Source organism: Streptomyces sp. CA-294286, assembly GCF_050947155.1.
Taxonomy (GTDB): domain Bacteria; phylum Actinomycetota; class Actinomycetes; order Streptomycetales; family Streptomycetaceae; genus Streptomyces.
The window spans coordinates 1,551,128-1,568,826 of sequence record NZ_CP192005.1 but is presented as its reverse complement, the minus strand read 5'-3'; the positions used below and the strand labels follow the sequence as shown (position 1 = coordinate 1,568,826).

The window sequence follows — 17,699 nt, the reverse complement described above, 5'->3', positions numbered from 1 at the left end:
GCGGAAGCGGTCGGTCGCGTGCGTGCGTGCGTGCGAGGCGTCGACCAGCGCCGGGGAGAGAACCGGCGGGCCCTAAGCCCGGTCCGAGCGCGCACCGCGCCCCACGTACAGCGCGCCGCCGACGGCGAACACGGCCAGCGCCGTCGCCCACGCCCCGGCCTCCGAGCCCGGCTGTACCGGCCAGGCCCAGACCGCGGCCCACCCCCCGGGACAGCGAGGGGCCGCGAGGCCGACGGCGCTTGCGTACGCGGTCATCGGCAGCCAGCTCAGCCGGGCGCCGAGCAGAGTCGCGCCCGCGGCGGCGAGGCCGGTGGCGCCGAGGACGTTGCGGATCATGGCCGAGGGGCCGAACTGGTCCGGGTGCCCGAGCACCGTGCAGGCCAGCAGGCCCGCCGCGAGTGCGCTCAGCCCGGCCAGGTGCATGAGGCGCCGCCGCCACCAGGGGGCGACGGCCGTGCGGTCGAGGGCGTCGGTGTGCGTGTGCAGGCCGGTACCGATGATTCCGGACGCCAGGAGCGAGCCCAGGAGCAGCACGGGGACCCCTGCTCCGGGGTCGACCTGAGCGGTCGGCCGGAGCCAGTCGGACGCCCATGCGCAGAATGCCGCGAGGACGACGAGAGCAGCCAGAGCACCCGGGAGAGCGCGTGAACGGGCGTAGAGAACGAGGGGGTGGGGCAAGGAGGGGCGGCGGGCGAGGGTGGGGGCGGCTTTCATAGCGACGGTACGTCCTTCGGGTCGCAGCTCGTGTGCGTGGCGAAGTAGGAGCTGAGCCAAGCGCGTCGCCTTTCCGGTTCCATGGCCTCGATCCGGGAGACCAGGACGGGCCTGCGGGGCGCCTCCACCCGCTGGAAGTCGAGCGGGGTCAGCCAGGCGTGCACGGCTTCATCGACCTCGTGCGCACGCGACGCCTCCGGGTTGCCCGCCACGTCGTAGCGCCAGGCGCACTCCCGGCGAAGGAGGCCGGCTGCGGCTTCCCACGCGAGTCCCCGGGGGTCGGTGAGGCTGCCCCGTACGACGTGATGGCCGTACGGGCGCAGCATGGGCTCCACCGGCCCGGCGGGAAGATTCTCCACCCCGGCGAGCCGTTCGGTGAGGCCCGACATGGCCCGCGTCACCTCCGGCAGAAGCCGCGAATCCAGTGCCGGGATGCACACCCGGGGCCGGGAGTCGTCGCACACCCGTCGCGCGGCGGCCGGGTCGGGCCGGAAGATGCTGCCGCTGGACTGCACCAGGACCGCGAGAGCCGCCACCGCGACCGCCGTCGGGAGCAGCACGGCCACGGTCCGGCGCCCCGTCGGAAGCTCTGCGCTCAGGTGCAACAGGAGTACGGCGACGGCCGCGCCGCCCGTCCAGAGCGCGACCAGAGGCCCGTACCACCAGGCGGGGTGCTCGTACCCGAGGTCGACGTCGGACGCCGGGCTCAGATGGCGCAGCTCGGAATCGAGGTACACGGGAAAACTCAGGGCGACGTACGAACAGGCCGCGAGTACCGGCGCGGTGAGCCGCCACGGTGCGACGCGCCCCGCGACGAAGCCGAGCGTGGTCGCCGACGCGAGGAAACATGCCTCCGCCAGGGCCAGTCCCGCGTGCGGGGTGCCCGGCGCGGTGGCGACGAACCAGGTGGCGACCAGTGCTCCGGCGAAGGTGGCGGCATAACCGGCCAGCACCCACAGCACGAGCGCCGCCAGTGGCGGTACCGCCCGGCCGATCGGGGCGCGCGCCGTGGAAGCCAACAGCTCGACGGTGCCGCGCCGCCGTTCCCGGCCGCCCTGCCAGCACCCGAGGGCGACGGCGAGCGGACCGCCGAGCAGGCCCGCCGCGACGTGGAACTCGTCCTGGAGCGTGTCCCAGCCGCCCAGCCACCGGTGGTGGTTGGACCCCATGGCGGTCCCGAGGACGGCCAGGACGGCGAGGCCCGCCCAGGGGGCGAGGCCGCGTCGGAGCTCGGTACGGAAGGCCGACGGGGCGGAGGAAGCCCGGGGGAGGGGTGGGCGGGGCCGCGTGGCCGGGAGGCCGGTCGACTCCTGCTCAGGGGTGAGCGTGCTCATCGGCGGGCCTCCGTGCGGTGCGCTTCGGTGGTGGGGCGGTGTGCCTCCTGACGGTGGGCGCGCAGGACCGTCGTGTAGCCGCGCTCGATCGGGTTGTCGCCGACCGCGTCCGGCTCCGGGCCCGCGCCGCCCTCGCTGCCCAGCGCGCTCAGTTCCGCCGGGGTTCCCCGGTAGGCGACGCGGCCGGCTTCCAGGAGGGTCACCTCCGTGCAGGCGGCGGCCACGTCCTCCACCAGGTGGGTCGAGACGATCACGGTGGAAGCGGTGCCCAGATCGCGGAGCAGGGCGCGGAACGCGACGCGCTGCTCCGGGTCGAGGCCCGCGGTCGGCTCGTCGAGCAGCAGGAGCGCCGGGTCGTTGACCAGGGCCTGGGCGATGCCGACCCGGCGCACCATCCCGCCCGACAGCGACTTGAGCTTGGTGTCGATGCGGTCGGCGAGACCGACCCGCTCGACAGCGCGTTCCACCGCCTCCGCCGACTCGTCCCTGCCCATGTCCTTCAGCCACGCCACGTAGGCGACGAACTCCCGCACCGTGAAGCCCGGGTAATAGCCGAACTCCTGCGGCAGATAGCCGAGCCGGCGTCGCACGGCGGCGCGCTCCCGGTGCCCCGAGATGTCGCTGTCGAGGAGGTCGACCCGGCCCGAGGCGGGTTCGGCGACCGTGGCCAGCACCCGGATCAACGAGGTCTTGCCCGCCCCGTTGGGACCGAGCAGCCCGTGCACGCCCGGTCCGAAGTCCAGGTCGACGGAGTCGAGAGCGGTGGTACGGCGGTGCCGCACGGTCAGCCGGGAGACCGAGGCCCCCGTGCCCGTGGCCGGTGTGTTGCTGCTGTTCACGAGTTCTCCAGGCGATCGAAAGAGGTACGGCGTACGACGAGCAGCCCGGCGCACACCACGACGGCGGCGGCCCAGCCGTTCTGCGCGCCGGGGGAGTCCAGGTACGGGGCGATGTGAACCGGAAGCTGTCCGACCGGACCGTCGCCGTCCGCGCCCCAGCTGCTCACCGCCGGAAGCGTCACCGCCAGCGCCCAGCCCGTCGCCACGGCTGCGGCTGCCGTACGGCAGCCGAGCCAGCTCCCCAGGACCAGCGCGGTCAGGGTCAGCGCCAGCCCCGGCAGTAGCCAGGCAGCGGCCCCCGGAACGCCCGGGGCGTCCGGCAGCACCGCCCCCGCGACGGTCAGCAGCGGCACGCTCACCCCGAGCACGACGGCCGTCCGCAGCAGGAGCAGCCGCAGTCCGCCGCCCGGGGTGGAGGCGTTGATCTCGTGCATCGGGTCGGCGTGCCTGCCGTACGAGGCGGCCACCCCGGCCAGTGGCACCAGAGGCGCGAGCGTGAGCAGCAACGGGCGTGCGGCCGGCCCGACGGCCATCCCGCCCGCGTACGCCAGCAGCACGGCCCCGATCGCCACCAGTACCACCGACGCCAGCCAACTGCGCCGCGGCGCCGGACCGAAGGCCCAGAGGCGGAAGAGGGGGCGGGGCCGGGGGAGGGCGTCGAGAAGGGGGCCTGCGGGGTGGGGTGCGTTCCCTTGGGGCCGGGGAAGGGGCGCGTGCACTTGGGCCTGGACGGGGGGCGCGACACGTGTGGCTTCCGGGGCCTGTGCGGTGTGGGGGACCCCCTCCGCCTCCACCGCCGCCAGCAACGCCGCCCGGCCGGCCGCGAGGTCCCCGCCCGACGGGCCGGCCCGTACCGCCGCCGACACCCGGCCCGCGCAGGTCCGGCACGACTCCACGTGCTTCTCCAGCGACCACGCGTCCGGCTCGGTGGCGCTCCCGTTCGCGTACCGGGCCGCAAGGTCCTCGCCCACGTGCCACGCACGTCGTTCCGCAGCCTTCATGTCGTGACTCCCCACACTTCGCCGCGTACGGTCAAGTCGGCCAGAGCCGCGCGCAGTTCGCGGCGCGCCCGCAGTGCGCGGGTCTTCACGGTGCCTTCCGGTATGCCGAGCAGCCGGGACGCCTCCCGGGTGGTCAGGCCGTCGACGACCGTTGCCCGCAGTACGTCGCGCAACTCCGGCGAGATCCGGTCCAGGGCGGTGCCCACGTCGCCGAACTCCAGTCCGGCCAGGGCGTGTTCCTCTGCCGAGGGAGCCACGCCGGCGGCGGGATGCTCGACGTGCTCGACGCGATCCGCACGGCTTTGGGCCCGCTGGGCGTCCACCAGCCGCCGTGCCGCGATCACCCACAGCCAGCCGCCGGCCTCACCGCCCCGGTGCGCGGCGGCGGACCGCCACACCGTGACGAAGGTGTCCTGGAGCACGTCCCGTACCGTCTCGGGATCGGCGCACCGCCTGGTCAGCCGGGCGTGCAGCCAACCGGCGTGCCGGTCGTGGAGCGCGCCGAGCGCTGCCGCGTCGCCCTGTGCGACGGCACGCAGCAGTGCGGCGTCGTCGTCGGGCCGTTCTGCCCCCGAGGGGCGTATCCGTCTCACGTTTCTCTATCGCTCGGTGGAGGGCGGACGGTTCACCCGAGGGTCGTGGGACGCGGGAGCGCACGGTTCGGTGGGAGGCCGTGGGACGCGGGAGGTGCGAGGAAGGTTGCTTCGAAGGGGTGTGATGTGAGGTGAGTCATAGGTGTGCGGGGATATCCGGAGGGAAGGTGGGCGTTGTCCGTATCGGAAGCAGTTGATCCGGTGCTGTGCAAGCACCAGCAGACGAAGCAAGTGAACGCGAGAGACGCGGCCGAGGGACACGGGCGTGGCTTGACGATTCCGGCCGCCCGCCCCGAGCGCGGTGCCCGGGGGAATGGGGCCTCACGCAGTGCACCGAGCAGCGACGAAGGCGAAGCCGCAGCGGTCGGCCGTCCCGGAGCAGGGGTCGGCCGTCGCCGCGCCCCGCCCGGAGGACCGGGCGGCCAGTGTCTCCCGTACCCCTGGACCGGTCGGCGTGTCCTGCTCGGAGGACCGGGCGGCTGATGTCGTCCGGACCCCTGGACCGGTCGGTGTGTCCTGCTCGGAGGACCGGGCGGCCGGTGTCTCCCGTGCCCCCGGGCCGGTCCGCGCGGCCGGAACGGGCGGAACGGCTCGTACGGACCCCGCACCGGAGGCGCCCGGCTCACCCGGCGCCTCCCGGGCGCCCGCTCCCGGCAGTCCCGGCCCGGCCCGTCGCTGGCACCTCTGGCATCTCCTCCCGACCCCCACGGGCACCCCCTTCACCTTCGGCTACGCCCTTCTCCTCCTCGCCACCTCCCTCTACGCCCAGTTCGGCGACCCCGACACCGTCTCCGCGATGCTCCGGGCCTCCAGTACGGATGTGGACCACCTGACCCGGGCCCCGCTCGTCGCGCTCGTCGGCAGCGCGCTGTGGGTGGCCGGAGGGCCGGCCTCTCCGTACGCCCTCGGGTTCCTCGTGGTGCTCACCGCGCTGGAGCGCCGCATCGGTGGCCTCCGCAGCGCCGGGGTGTTCGCCTTCGGGCACGTGGTGGCGTCCCTCGCCACCGAGCTTCCGGTGGGCTTCGCGGTCGCGCTCGGGCACCTGCCCGAGACCTCGCTGTACCGCCTCGACTTCGGGATCAGTTTCGGGCTGATGGCGTGCGTGGGAGCACTGGCCGGGGTGCTGCGGCTGCGGTGGCTGCGCTGGGGGCTGCTGGGCGCCGTCGGCCTCGTACTGGCGCAGGACCTCATCGCGTACGTCGACCCGCTGACCGCGCTCGGTCACCCGCTGGCCCTGTGCCTGGGGCTGGCGACCTGGCCGCTCGTACGCCGGTGGAAGGCGGAGCGCGACGCGCCGTCGTACCTCTGAACGCGCCGCGCCCTGAGCTGTACGGCTCCGCGCCGGTGGGGTCGCGCACATGGCGGCCGAGTCGGACGGTTCGGCGTGCGTGCAGCTCCGCTCCCGCGCGTGCGCTCGCGTCTGCGACATCGTCCGCAACCATCCCGCGACCACTACGGATCGAGTGCGGGCAGCGCCGCGATCACCCGGTCCAGTCCGGGGACCTTCCTCGTTCCGTCCGTGACGACCTCGCGTCCCCGGTACGCCACCGCCGTCATGATCCCGTCCGCGACCGGTGGGTCGGCGACGGACATCCGGGGGAGCGAGGCGAAGTCGGAGGCGGCGAGGGCGTCACGGAGTTCGGTCAGGGCGGCGGGTCTCATCCGGCCCTTGTCGGCGCCCTTGCTCCGGTCGAGGGTCGTGTACGACCCGTCGGCGTGCACCAGGACGCTGCGGTGCCGCCCGTCGATGCCGCCGCTCACGGTGGCGGTGACCAGGAGCCTCCCCTTGCCGGGGACGGAGGGGGGCGGCGACGGCGTGCCGGACGGCGGAGGTGAGCCCGACGGTGGAGGTGTGCCCGACGGCGGGGGTGAGCCGGGCTGCGACGGAGGGGCGGAGGGGGAAGCGGTAGGGGACGGCGGTGCTCCGTTTCCGGTGGGGGGCGTCGATCCGGTGGGCTGCGTCGGACTGGCGGCTTCCGTCGTCGTGCCCGTCTCCGTCGGCCCGCCGTTCCCGGTCCCGCACCCCGCCAGCAGCACCCCGCTCAGGACCGCCGCCACCACTGCCGTCGCCGTTGTGCCCACGCGTCGCATGATGCTCCCGTCGTCCGCCGTGTCGTCCGCTCCTCGCTTCGACGTACGGACCACCCCTACGCGTTCCCCCGGCCCCCGTGCGCCGGATGCCCGAACCGCACCAACACGTGCCACAACTGCTTGACGTACTGGAGCACTTCGTCCTGGGCGCCCCACTCCGCCCACGCGGCCGGCTCCCGTACGACCGAGGCCGCGGCCCGCCCCAGCACCTCGGCGTCGAGGACGCCGCGGCGTGCGTAGGAGGAGCAGATCCGGGCGGCCAGCGGGACCATCACCGGGCCGCGGAACTCCGCGTCCACCTCCTGCGGACGCAGGGCGAAACCGGCGTGCCACTCCACCCCGGTCCCCGACCGTGCGGCGAGTTCCGCGAGCAGCCGGCCGGTCTCCGTACCGTCGAAGGACGGGTCCAGTACGAGGGCTTCGGCGTCCTCCGCGAGGGAGAGCGGTCCGTGCACCTGGGCCTCGACGTACGCGTCGAGGGAGCGGCCGGGGGAGACGGGCGCGGCGGCGTGCGGCAGCGCGCGGACGAGGTCGGCGGCGTCGGGCTGTTCCGCGAGCAGGGCGGCCAGGACCGGCGCGAAGGAGTCGGCGGTGCCGACGTGCGCGGGGCCCAGGTGGCTGTCGTGGTGGCAGAACGTGGCGCGCGCGTTCACCGCCGAGCGCAGCCGCACGTGGCAGGAGCCGAAGCGGGGGGCGGCGCCGTCCGGGTGCTGACGCAGGTTGAGCGCGCCGTACTTGGGGCGCTCCGCGGGGCGCACCCCGGCCGCGTGGTACGCCCCGCCGAACAGGGCCTCCTCCCAGCCGTCGCGCAGCCCGCCGGGGAAGGCGGTGCGGCTGCCGTTGGACAGGCCCGTCTCGTACTGGCTGCGGTAGACGCCGTCGTCGGCGAGCGAGGCGGCGAGGGTGCGGCCGTCGGCGAGGAGCCGGTCGGGGTGGAAGTTGAGGGTGATGCGGGCGTGGTCGCGGACCGTGACGAGGAGCTCGGCGGCGTCCGGCGGAAGGGCCCCGGGCGGTGGGGCGTCGGCCCGTGCCACGCCCCGGACGTGCCGGAGGGCGGCCCGCTGGGCGTCCGTGAGCCGGGCGGGTGCGGGGCTGCCGGTGGCGTCGCTCGTGTGCGCGGTGGTGGCCAAGGCGTTGCTTCCCCCGGGGGGGCGGCCGATACCGGCGCGCCCGTTCAGTGTCCGTCGGTTTCCGCGACCCTACGGAACACGCCGGTCAGCGGCGAGACCTTTTCCCAGCCCAGGGTGGTGTACAGGGCGTGGCCGTCGTCCGTGGCGCCCAGCACGCCGCCCCGGGCGCCCTGTTCGGCGGCGTACGCCTGGAGGGTGCGCATCAGCAGGGTGCCGAGACCCCGGCGGCGGTGGGCCCGGCCGGTCTCGACCTGGTCGACGACCGCCGTTCCTCCGGTGACCGCGACCTGGCCCCGGGCGCCCAGGCTGCCGTCGGCGGCCAGGATCAGGACGCGGGTCAGCCCGGCCCGGGTCCAGCTGCGGCGGAGGTAGCCGGTGGGGACGTCGGGGGCGGCGGCGTGCCCGGTCAGCGGCAGGGTCATGAGGTGGCCGGGGGTGTCGTACTCCCAGCCGTCGACCATCCACGGGGCCACCACCTCGGGCGGCTCCAGGAACTTGATCCAGGTGCCGGGGGCGGCTTCCGCGTTCAGGAGCTTGCGGACGGCGGCCCCGTCCTGCGCGGAACCGTCGAGGAGGACGTGCCGGGTGACCGCGTTCGGCAGCCCGATGTCGATCGTCACGCCCCAGGGCTGCGGAACGGGGGCCGCGGCCCCGCGGGAGAGAGCCCAGCCCTCGGTCCAGGCGCGGGCGGCGTCGTTGACGGTGGCGAAAGCCATCGCGGTCCTCCATGTGTAATAGATGATCGTCGCTATGGATCATTACATCCGCGAGGTTGTCCCGCCGTCGAGCGCTGATCGCTCAGAGCGAACACGGATCGGGGAACACTGGGGAGCTCATATGCATTGAGTCCATACAGCTCAACTTCACTGCCCAAGGGGAGATCATGGCATCGACGTCCACACCGCTCACCCTGCCCGTGCTGCCGCTCGACGACGAGGTCGTGCTGCCCGGGATGGTGGTGCCGCTGGACCTGTCCGACACCGACGTACGTGCCGCGGTGGAGGCCGCGCAGGCCGCCGCGCACGCCAGTACCAGCAAGCCACAGGTGCTCCTTGTTCCGCGCGTCGACGGCGTCTACGCCAGCACCGGCGTCCTCGGCACCGTCGAGCAGGTCGGACGGCTGTCCGACGGCGACCCCGGCGCCCTCATCCGGGCCCGCGGCCGGGTGCGGATCGGGGCGGGCACGACCGGCCCCGGCGCCGCCCTGTGGGTGGAGGGGACCCGGATCGACGAGGCCGACCCCGACCCGGTCCCCGGCGCGGTCGCCGAACTGGTCAAGGAGTACAAGGCCCTCGCCACCACCTGGCTGAAGAAGCGCGGGGCCTGGCAGGTCGTGGACCGGGTGCAGCAGATCGAAGGGGTCTCCGCGCTGGCCGACAACTCCGGGTACTCGCCCTTCCTCACCACCGCCCAGAAGGTGGAACTCCTGGAGACCGCCGACCCGGTGGCCCGGCTGCGCCTGGCGCTGGCCGCCCTCAGCGAGCACCTGGCCGAGCAGGACGTCGCCGAGACCATCGCCAAGGACGTCCAGGAGGGCGTGGACAAGCAGCAGCGCGAGTTCCTGCTGCGCAAGCAGCTCGACGCCGTGCGCAAGGAACTGCGCGACCTGAACGGTGAGAGCGAGGGCGAGGAGTCCGACGACTACCGCGCCCGCGTGGAGGCCGCCGACCTGCCCGAGAAGGTGCGCGAGGCCGCCCTCAAGGAGGTCGAGAAGCTGGAACGGTCCAGCGACCAGTCCCCCGAGGGCTCCTGGATCCGCACCTGGCTCGACACCGTGCTGGAACTGCCGTGGAACGAGCACACCGAGGACCAGTACGACATCAAGGGCGCCAAGGAGATCCTGGACGCCGAGCACGCGGGCCTCGACGACGTCAAGGAGCGCATCACCGAGTACCTCGCGGTGCGCAAGCGCCGCGCGGACCGCGGGCTGGGCGTCGTCGGCGGGCGGCGCGGCGGCGCGGTGCTGGCGCTGGTCGGCCCGCCCGGCGTGGGCAAGACCTCGCTCGGCGAGTCCGTCGCGCACGCCATGGGCCGCAAGTTCGTGCGGGTCGCCCTCGGCGGCGTACGGGACGAGGCAGAGATCCGGGGGCACCGGCGCACGTACGTCGGCGCGCTGCCCGGCCGTATCGTGCGCGCCATCAAGGAGGCCGGGTCCATGAACCCGGTCGTTCTCCTCGACGAGATCGACAAGGTCGGCTCCGACTTCCGCGGCGACCCGGCGGCGGCCCTGCTGGAGGTGCTGGACCCGGCCCAGAACCACACCTTCCGGGACCACTACCTGGAGGTCGAACTGGACCTGTCGGACGTGGTGTTCCTGGCCACCGCCAACGTCCTCGAAGCGATTCCCGAGGCGCTGCTCGACCGTATGGAACTGGTCCGGCTCGACGGCTACACCGAGGACGAGAAGGTCGTCATCGCCCGCGACCACCTCCTTCCGCGCCAGCTCGACCGGGCCGGCCTGGAGCCCGGCGAGGTCATCCTCGACGAGTCCGCCCTGCGCAAGCTGGCGGGGGAGTACACCCGGGAAGCAGGCGTACGCAACCTGGAGCGCGCCGTCGCCAGGCTGCTCCGCAAGGTCGCCGCCCAGCACGAACTCGGCGACCGGGAACTCCCGTTCACCGTCACCGACGCCGAACTCCGCGAGCTCATCGGGCGTCCGCACCACGTGCCGGAGTCCGCACAGGACCCGGCGGAGCGGCGCACCGCGGTGCCCGGCGTGGCGACCGGCCTCGCCGTGACCGGGGCGGGCGGTGACGTCCTCTTCGTCGAGGCGTCCCTCGCCGACGCGGAGACCGGTGGCGCGGGGCTGACCCTGACCGGTCAGCTCGGCGACGTGATGAAGGAGTCCGCGCAGATCGCGCTGTCCTTCCTCCGCTCGCACGGGGCGGAACTGGAGCTGCCGGTGGCCGACCTGAAGGACCGGGGCGTGCACATCCACTTCCCGGCGGGCGCCGTGCCCAAGGACGGGCCGAGCGCGGGCATCACCATGACGACCGCCCTCGCCTCCCTGCTGTCCGGCCGGCTGGTCCGCACCGACGTGGCCATGACCGGCGAGGTGTCGCTGACCGGGCGCGTCCTGCCCATCGGCGGCCTGAAGCAGAAGCTCCTCGCCGCCCACCGGGCGGGCACCACCACCGTGGTCATCCCCAAGCGGAACGAGCCCGACCTCGACGACGTACCCGCCGAGATCCTGGAGAAGCTGGAGGTCCACCCGGTGACGGACGTCCGCCAGGTCCTGGAGATCGCCCTGGCTCCGGCCCGGGTCGCGGCGGAGGCGGTGGCCGCGTAGCCGACGCGGGCGCGCCCTTGGGCGGGGGTATGGATCGCGCCGCCGCGGCAGCGGTGCGCAGCACGTCGTCCCCGGCAGCGGTGCGGGACGCCGCAGCTGACGGAGCGGTACGGGCAGGGCCCCGCGCGGTGGATCGCGCGGGGCCTTCCCCGTGTGCGTACCCCCTGTCCGTCGACGGGAGGGAGGTACGCACCGTGCCGGTGACGTTACGGCTGGAAGCCTCCGTACGGCACCGTGATGACCTCCAGGCCGTGGCCGGACGGGTCCGGGAAGTAGACGCCCCGGCCCCCGTCGTGGTGGTTGATCTCGCCGGGCTGCTTGCCGTGCGGGTCCGCCCAGTGGTCCACGCCCCCGGCCTTGATACGGGCGAGGACTTCGTCGAATTCCCGCTCCGTCACGAGGAAGGCGTAATGCTGTGGGAAGACGTCCTGCGAGGGCGGGAGCGACGCGAAGTCCAGTTCGACGCCGTTCGCGAGGGCGACCGCAATGAACGGGCCCCATTCGGCGCCCACTTCGAGCCCCATCACGTGGGCGAAGAACTCTGCGGATTCCCGGTTGTCGCGGGAGAGGACGATCGTGTGATTCAGCTGTACCGACACTGTGGAATGCCTCCGAGGGCACACTCACGGGCTACCTCCACGCCCCACCCGGTCGGTGGCCGACGCGCGATGCCGTCCGGTGAGAGTAGGGGACGGGGCCGGGCGCGGCCAGATCGTTTTCGGCCAGGAGCCCGTGATCCGCGACCCGCCGCCCCCGCCCCTTCCGCGGTCCCGCAAGTCCCCCTCAGCCCAGCCACCCCCGTACCGCCGCCTGTGCCCCCGCCTGGAAGCGGGTTTCCGCGTCCAGCGAGTCCAGCAGTCGGGAGATCCGGCGGCGGGCCGTGTGGACGTGCACGCCGAGGCGGCGCGCTATCGCCTCGTCCTTGAGTCCGGCCGCCAACAGGCCGAGCAGTTCCCGTTGTTGGCCGGGGACGGGGTTCTCCCGCGCGTCGGCGCTGTCGCTGCCCAGGGGGACGGAGCGGTCCCACACCGTCTCGAAGAGCGGCAGCAGTGCGTCGCGCAGGAGCGCGTCGTCCACCACCAGGGCGGTGGCGCCCGGGTCCGCGGCCTCGGACGGTGGGAGCAGCGTGATCCGGCGGTCGATGCCGATCAGTCTGGTCGGGACGCCCGTGGTCACCCTGGCCCGCAGGCCGCGGCCGGTCAGCGCGGTCAGGGAACGCATTCGGCCCGGGTGGGACAGGCCCTCGCGGTCGATCACCGCGCGGACCGTGACGCCCCGGTCGAGCAGAGCCGCGATGCCCGATGCGGCCGGCCGGCCGGGGTGGGCGGCGTCGCTTCCCGCGTACGGCGGCCGGTCCAGGATGACCACCTCGTGTTCGGCGGACGCGAGCAACGACTCGGCGCGCGCGTCGATCTGCCGAGGGCCGGTGACGATTTCGATGCCGCCCTCGGACGCCGACTGCGATCCGGCCGTGAGGCGGTGCGCAATGCGGTCGGCGGACATCATCAGCCGCTCCAACTCGGCTGACCGAATGTGGAGTTCTGCTTGACGGCGGTGGATCAGTGTGCGGATGGCGGCGGCCGGAGCGGCGGGGCGGGGAGCGCCGTCCGCTGTCGGCTCGGTGAATCCGGATGCTTCGAGGCTGGTCAGTGCCTCATTGATCCGTGAAGTGGGGAGTTCCAGCAGAGCCGCCAATTCGCTTTCGCAGGAGGCCCGTTCTTTCAGCAGGGCTTCGTAGACGCGTCCCTCGACCTCCCCCAGGCCGAGGCTGTGCAGTTCTTCCCCCTCGATCATGGGCCGGATTCTTTCGTGGACACACCATGCACACAAGTGTGCGTGTCCACTTCTGAACACAGAGGACACATTGCCGACTTGAACATTCAGCGACTTGCATGAGGGGGCCCAGAGATCGTCCGTTCCGTGGGAGGGGAAGCGTGCACAACACCCAAGTGCGTGCAGCAAGATCTGGCATCACAAGTGCCGGCATATCCAAGGGGGTCGCCGCGGCATTCGCAGCGGCCGCCCTCCTCGTCGGCGTCGTTCCCGCCGCGCAGGCCGCCCCCGCGGCACCCGCCGCGGAGGTGATTCCCGGCACCGACACCGCGACCCCGGCACTGGTCGACGGCATCAACGAGCCCGCCAGGGCCACCGGCAGCCCCGCCGCCGCCGCCGTCGGACACCTCGCCGACAAACAGAGCCGCTACCGCATCGGGAACCCGGGCGCCAACCTCAAGGCCGTCGCCGCGCAGAGCTCGAAGTCGGGCTCCGAGACCGTGCGCCTCCAGCAGAAGTACAAGGGCCTGGACGTCCTCGGCGGCCAGTACGTCGTGCGGATGGAGAACAAGGGCGGCAAGCGCAACGTCGTCGGCACCTCCGGCAAGTACTTCACCGAGCTCTCCACCTCCACCACCGTCACGGTCTCCGAGAAGACCGCCGTGGAGCGCGCCGTCGCGGCCGTGAACCGCGAGCTGAACGGCAAGAACCTCAGCGCGAAGGACGTGCGCAGGGCCGAGGGGAAGAAGTCCCGGGCCGCCGCCGCCCTCACCGGCACCGTCGGCAAACTCGTCGTCCTCCCGCAGGGCAAGGGCGTACTGACCCGCCAGGTCACCGTGCGCGGCACCCACCCGGTGACCGGCGAGGCCGTGCTCCGCGAGGTCTACATCGACGCGCGCGCCGGGTTCCCGGTCCTCCAGTACAGCGGCATCAAGACCTTCGGCACCCAGCAGGCCGCCGGCGCCAAGCCCGCGGCGGCGCCCGGCGCTTCGAGGGCGGCGGCAGGCGCGCAGGGCGTCGGCGACACCACCGGCACCGGCGTGCGGACCGACGGGACCAAGGTCGACCTGAACCTGTACTACGACACGTCGCGCAAGCAGTTCACCCTCAGCGACCACGTCCGCATGCAGGACACCAGCAAGAACCCCATCAGCACCTGGGACGCACGCGGCGTCGAGGCGAACGACGCGGCGGGCAAGTGGCCCTCCGGCATCAAGGTCTTCGGATCGCCCGTCCAGGAGTTCGGCAAGGACGCCACCGAAGCGGGCGCCATCGACGCCCAGTGGGCCGCCACCCAGGTCTACGACTACTACAAGGCCAAGCACGGGCGCGACAGCCTGGACGGCCGCGGCATGACCATCAACTCCCTCGTCGGCGTCACCAACGGCGGACAGCCGTGGGTCAACGCCTTCTGGGACGGCCAGAAGATGGTGTACGGCGTCGGCGACGAGGAGTACAAGCCGCTCGCCTCCGACATCGACGTCGTCGGTCACGAGATGACGCACGGCGTCATCGAGAACACCGCGAACCTGGTGTACGTCGGCCAGTCCGGCGCCCTCAACGAAGCCGTCGCCGACTACTTCGGCAACGCCATCGACACCGACTCCTCCGGCACCTCCATGGACGCGCCGGACTCGGGCCTCCTCGGCGAGGACCTGTGCCGCACGCTCGCCGCGCGGGACTGCGCCCTGCGTGACCTCAACGACGGCCGCACCACCTCCAAGGACTTCCTCGGCGTCTCCTACAACGTCGACAACGGCGGCGTCCACCTCAACTCGACGATCTTCTCCGGCGCCCTGTGGGACATGCGCCAGGACCTCGACAAGAACCTCGCCGACGCCATTGTCTACAAGGCGCTCACCGAGTACCTGACCCCGCTGGACGGCTTCACCGAGGGCCGCAACGCGATCGTCGCCGCCGCCAAGGACCTCAAGGCCAACGCGAAGCAGCTCAACGTCATCCAGCGCTCCTTCAACGCCCACGGCATCGTGCGGGGCTGGGAGAACGCGCTCGGCATGGACTCCGACACCCTCTTCGGCAAGCTCAACACCGCGGGCACGGGTACGGGCGCCGGCGGCGGCTGGTGGACCACCTCGAAGTCCAACGACGACGGCTCCGAGCCGTACTCCGTCTACGCGGGCCGCACCGACGGCAAGGGCGCGCCCAAGCTGATCAGCCCCAACGACGGGCGGTTCCACGTCTACCCGGCGACCGACGGCAAGAACGTCGTCTGGGCCGCGTACGGCACCACCACCGTCGACGTCATGGTCCGGCCGCTCGCGGGCGGCCCGGCGAAGAAGGTGTGGTCCTCCTCCACCGACCTCCAGGGCCTGCGCATCGACGGTGACCTGGTGGTCTGGGAGGAGAACGACCCCTTCGGCGGGCGCCACGCCGCGTACAAGAACCTGAAGACCGGCGCGCAGGCGTACGTCGACGGCGGTCGCTACCACCTCCTGACCGCCCTGCCCTCCGTGAAGGACGGCAAGATGGCCTACGCCAAGCTGTGGCCGGTCCAGGGCCAGTACAAGCTCGACGTGGAACTCCTCGACACGAGGACCGGGAAGACCAGCATCCTGCCCCAGAAGGCGGAGGTGAACGGCCTCGGCCAGACCGGCCTGTCCACGACGCACGTCTCCTGGCTGGTCGACGAGGTCGAGGACGCCGGCCAGATGGCCGTACGGCGTGCCAACCACGACGGCAGCAAGCTGCTCGACCTCAGCCCCGAGACCGGCGACAAGGCGCTCTACGCCTTCGACCTCACCGCGTCGGAGGAGGCCGTGACGGTCAACTCCCAGCTCCCGGACACCCAGTACCGCAACGAGTCGCTGCCGAAGCTGTGGCAGTTCGAGGCGGCGGGCACCCGGGAGGGCGAGCGGGTCTCCTGCAACCGCGGCGACCAGTCGTACGCGTCCGCCGACACCGGCAGGCGCGTCGTGTGGATCGACGGCACGACCAGCAACACCGACCTGGTGGTCCGCGACCGGCCGGCGGGCCGCTGCTGACCCCTCCCGCGCGATCCCACCGATCCGGACCCCCGGCGCCCGTGCGCCGGGGGTCCTTCGCGCCGGAAGACCGTCCGCTGCGGAATACTGGCTGCGCCGCGACAAGGACGGCCGACGGGGGGGACGTACGGGTGGATCAGGAATTCCTGGCGCTGGAGCGGGAACTGGCGCTCTTCCTGCGCAGGGCGCGGGCCTCGTCGGGCGACATGGCCCGCGAGGTGCACCCCGACCTGGAGCCCGCGGCGTACGGCCTGCTGGTCCGGCTCGACGAGGTGGACCGGCAGCGGGCGACGGAACTGGCGGCCTGGTTCGGCGTCGGCAAGGCGACGATGAGCCGCCAGCTGCGCGCCCTGGAGGAGCTCGGACTGGTCGCCCGGGAGCCGGACCCCGCGGACGGGCGCGCCTCGCTGATCCTGCTCACCGAGGAGGGCCGGGCGCGCTTCCGCCGGGTACGGGACGCCCGCCGGGCCCGCTACGTGCGCAAGCTCTCGAACTGGGACCGGGCCGAGGTGGCGGAACTGGCCCGCCTCCTGCACCAGCTCAACACCCAACCCGACTCCTGACCCCACCCCCGTGCCCTTCCCTGGGCCACGACCCCGCCCGCCGCAGTCCGCTTGGGCGGCGAGGCCGCCCCACCTCCCCCGCAGTCCCCTTGGGCGGCGGGACCGCCCCACCTCCCCCGCAGCCCCCTTGGACGGCGGGACCGCCCCACCTCCCCCGCAGTCCCCTTGGGCGGCGGGGCCGCCCCCGGGGGCGGAACGGGCGGGCAAGGGGGCGGCCCCTCACCGGAGGTGCACGTCTCCCACCCGACGCCCCCGCACCGCACGCGCCCCCGCACCCCCCACCGCCCGCGCCCGCGCACCGTCCTGCTCAACGCCCCACCCACTCGCATGCGCACCCCGCGCCGCACGCGTACATCCGCAGCGCACGCGCCCCCGCACCGCACACGCCCCCCGCACCGCGCGCCCCCCCCACCCCCTCAAAGCTCCACATAAACCACCGCCGCATCGTCATGCCGCTTCCCCCGCCCAGCCCCGCCCCCACCGCACTCCAACTCCCGCACCCGGGAGATCAGCCCCTGCGCCCCCTCCTTGCGCAGCACCCCCACGCAGTCCCCCCAGTCCCCCTGCCCGAACATGTCCACCCATCGGGTGACCCCGTCGGTCATGGCCGCCACCGCCCTGACCTCCGCCCGCGGGGTGGCTCCCACGACGGCCCGTCCGGCCACCGCCGGATCCGCCGCCGCGGTGAAGAATCCGTCCGGCGCGTTGCGGTACACGTCCGCCGTCGCGTGCGTACGCAGCGCCTCGCGCGGAATACGGTCCAGCCGGTCGTCCAGTACCGCGCGCACCGTTCCGTCCGCCCCCTCCAGCAGCAGCGCCGAGTCCGACAGCACGAGGTGTTCGACCCATGCCGCCCCCCAACGCACCACGACCACCGTCGCCTGAGGCGTCCGTACGTGAGAAAGATCACAGCTGTCGCGGTGGGCTTCCGCGGTCCGTTCGATCGCCGTGGCCAGTAGCTCGGTGAGCGGCGAATCCTGCCGCGATCCGGACAATTCGATCAGTGCGCCGCCGAGCCGGGCCGTGAACCAGGGCACCGAGTGCGCACACCCCGTTCCGCTCGGTGGCGGAGTCACTCCGTCCAGTACGACGACGGTGCCGCTCTGTCCTGCGGACCCCCCGGCGGGAACGGCGACGGACGCCCAGTCCTCGTTGGGGCGTTCGGGGTCGCCGGGGGCCGTGGCGAGTTCGATGCGCATGGCGGCCAGTCTGCCCGAGTCCCCCGTGCCTCCCGCCGGGTGCGCGAATTGGCCCATACCAGCAGGTCAACCGCCTGCTTTGGGGCGGAATGATCCACTCCGGGAAGCTGCGGGGGTGCATCTTGCCAAAGCCCGCGCCGAACTTCCAACCGGCTCACCGGGGCGGGACCT

Annotated in this window: 15 protein-coding genes; 4 read left to right on the top strand and 11 right to left on the bottom strand. The window is 73.1% G+C overall.

Annotated elements, in window-relative coordinates; translation table 11 throughout:
- Positions 1-72 precede the first annotated feature (72 nt).
- From ACQPZG_RS11475 to ACQPZG_RS11455, 5 genes are read right to left on the bottom strand one after another with little or no spacing between them, the layout of a single operon-like run.
- Positions 73-714, bottom strand: coding sequence for a hypothetical protein (locus ACQPZG_RS11475; protein WP_433545704.1), 642 nt, complete (start codon positions 712-714; stop codon positions 73-75).
- Positions 711-2,048 carry a hypothetical protein gene (locus tag ACQPZG_RS11470; RefSeq protein ID WP_433545703.1) on the bottom strand — a complete coding sequence of 446 codons (1,338 nt, stop codon included), beginning with the start codon at positions 2,046-2,048 and terminating at the stop codon, positions 711-713. The genes ACQPZG_RS11475 and ACQPZG_RS11470 overlap by 4 nt, the downstream gene beginning before the upstream one ends.
- Positions 2,045-2,887 carry an ABC transporter ATP-binding protein gene (locus ACQPZG_RS11465; RefSeq protein ID WP_433545702.1) on the bottom strand — a complete coding sequence of 281 codons (843 nt, stop codon included), beginning with the start codon at positions 2,885-2,887 and terminating at the stop codon, positions 2,045-2,047. Before ACQPZG_RS11465 ends, ACQPZG_RS11470 begins: the two co-directional genes overlap by 4 nt.
- A complete protein-coding gene (locus ACQPZG_RS11460; protein WP_433545701.1) occupies positions 2,884-3,888 on the bottom strand; it encodes a zf-HC2 domain-containing protein in 1,005 nt (334 codons plus the stop codon). The genes ACQPZG_RS11465 and ACQPZG_RS11460 overlap by 4 nt, the downstream gene beginning before the upstream one ends.
- On the bottom strand, positions 3,885-4,481 hold the full coding sequence (locus tag ACQPZG_RS11455; RefSeq protein ID WP_433545700.1) for an RNA polymerase sigma factor: 597 nt from the start codon (positions 4,479-4,481) through the stop codon (positions 3,885-3,887). The genes ACQPZG_RS11460 and ACQPZG_RS11455 overlap by 4 nt, the downstream gene beginning before the upstream one ends.
- Positions 4,482-4,809: 328 nt before the next feature.
- Between ACQPZG_RS11455 and ACQPZG_RS11450 the strand changes: the two genes are divergently transcribed.
- Entirely contained in the window at positions 4,810-5,790 is a 981-nt protein-coding gene (locus ACQPZG_RS11450) for a rhomboid-like protein (protein ID WP_433545699.1), read from the top strand.
- Between the two features lie 143 nt (positions 5,791-5,933).
- Here the strand turns inward: ACQPZG_RS11450 and ACQPZG_RS11445 are convergent, their stop codons facing one another.
- From ACQPZG_RS11445 to ACQPZG_RS11435, 3 genes are all read right to left on the bottom strand, one after another.
- Entirely contained in the window at positions 5,934-6,563 is a 630-nt protein-coding gene (locus tag ACQPZG_RS11445; protein WP_433545698.1) for a hypothetical protein, read from the bottom strand.
- Between the two features lie 65 nt (positions 6,564-6,628).
- On the bottom strand, positions 6,629-7,702 hold the full coding sequence (locus ACQPZG_RS11440; protein ID WP_433545697.1) for a DUF3626 domain-containing protein: 1,074 nt from the start codon (positions 7,700-7,702) through the stop codon (positions 6,629-6,631).
- 44 nt (positions 7,703-7,746) lie between these two features.
- A complete protein-coding gene (locus tag ACQPZG_RS11435; protein ID WP_433545696.1) occupies positions 7,747-8,418 on the bottom strand; it encodes an N-acetyltransferase family protein in 672 nt (223 codons plus the stop codon).
- Between the two features lie 167 nt (positions 8,419-8,585).
- Here ACQPZG_RS11435 and lon point away from each other — a divergent pair, with 167 nt between their 5' ends.
- Positions 8,586-10,991, top strand: coding sequence for an endopeptidase La (gene lon, locus ACQPZG_RS11430; RefSeq protein WP_433545695.1), 2,406 nt, complete (start codon positions 8,586-8,588; stop codon positions 10,989-10,991).
- Between the two features lie 206 nt (positions 10,992-11,197).
- Here the strand turns inward: lon and ACQPZG_RS11425 are convergent, their stop codons facing one another.
- Together ACQPZG_RS11425 and ACQPZG_RS11420 are read right to left on the bottom strand one after the other, a co-directional pair.
- Entirely contained in the window at positions 11,198-11,590 is a 393-nt protein-coding gene (locus tag ACQPZG_RS11425; protein ID WP_433545694.1) for a VOC family protein, read from the bottom strand.
- Positions 11,591-11,774: 184 nt separating this feature from the next.
- The gene (locus ACQPZG_RS11420) at positions 11,775-12,785 is read right to left on the bottom strand and encodes a TrmB family transcriptional regulator (RefSeq protein ID WP_433545693.1); all 1,011 of its coding nucleotides are present in this window, start codon (positions 12,783-12,785) and stop codon (positions 11,775-11,777) included.
- Between the two features lie 155 nt (positions 12,786-12,940).
- Between ACQPZG_RS11420 and ACQPZG_RS11415 the strand changes: the two genes are divergently transcribed.
- Complete coding sequence (locus ACQPZG_RS11415) at positions 12,941-15,766, top strand: M4 family metallopeptidase (RefSeq protein ID WP_433549362.1); 2,826 nt, start codon at positions 12,941-12,943, stop codon at positions 15,764-15,766.
- 131 nt (positions 15,767-15,897) lie between these two features.
- Positions 15,898-16,329, top strand: a complete 432-nt coding sequence (locus tag ACQPZG_RS11410) for a MarR family winged helix-turn-helix transcriptional regulator (protein ID WP_433545692.1) — start codon at positions 15,898-15,900, stop codon at positions 16,327-16,329.
- 416 nt (positions 16,330-16,745) lie between these two features.
- On the opposite strand, the gene ACQPZG_RS11405 is transcribed toward ACQPZG_RS11410, so the two are convergent.
- Entirely contained in the window at positions 16,746-17,528 is a 783-nt protein-coding gene (locus tag ACQPZG_RS11405) for a protein phosphatase 2C domain-containing protein (protein WP_433545691.1), read from the bottom strand.
- Positions 17,529-17,699 lie beyond the last annotated feature (171 nt).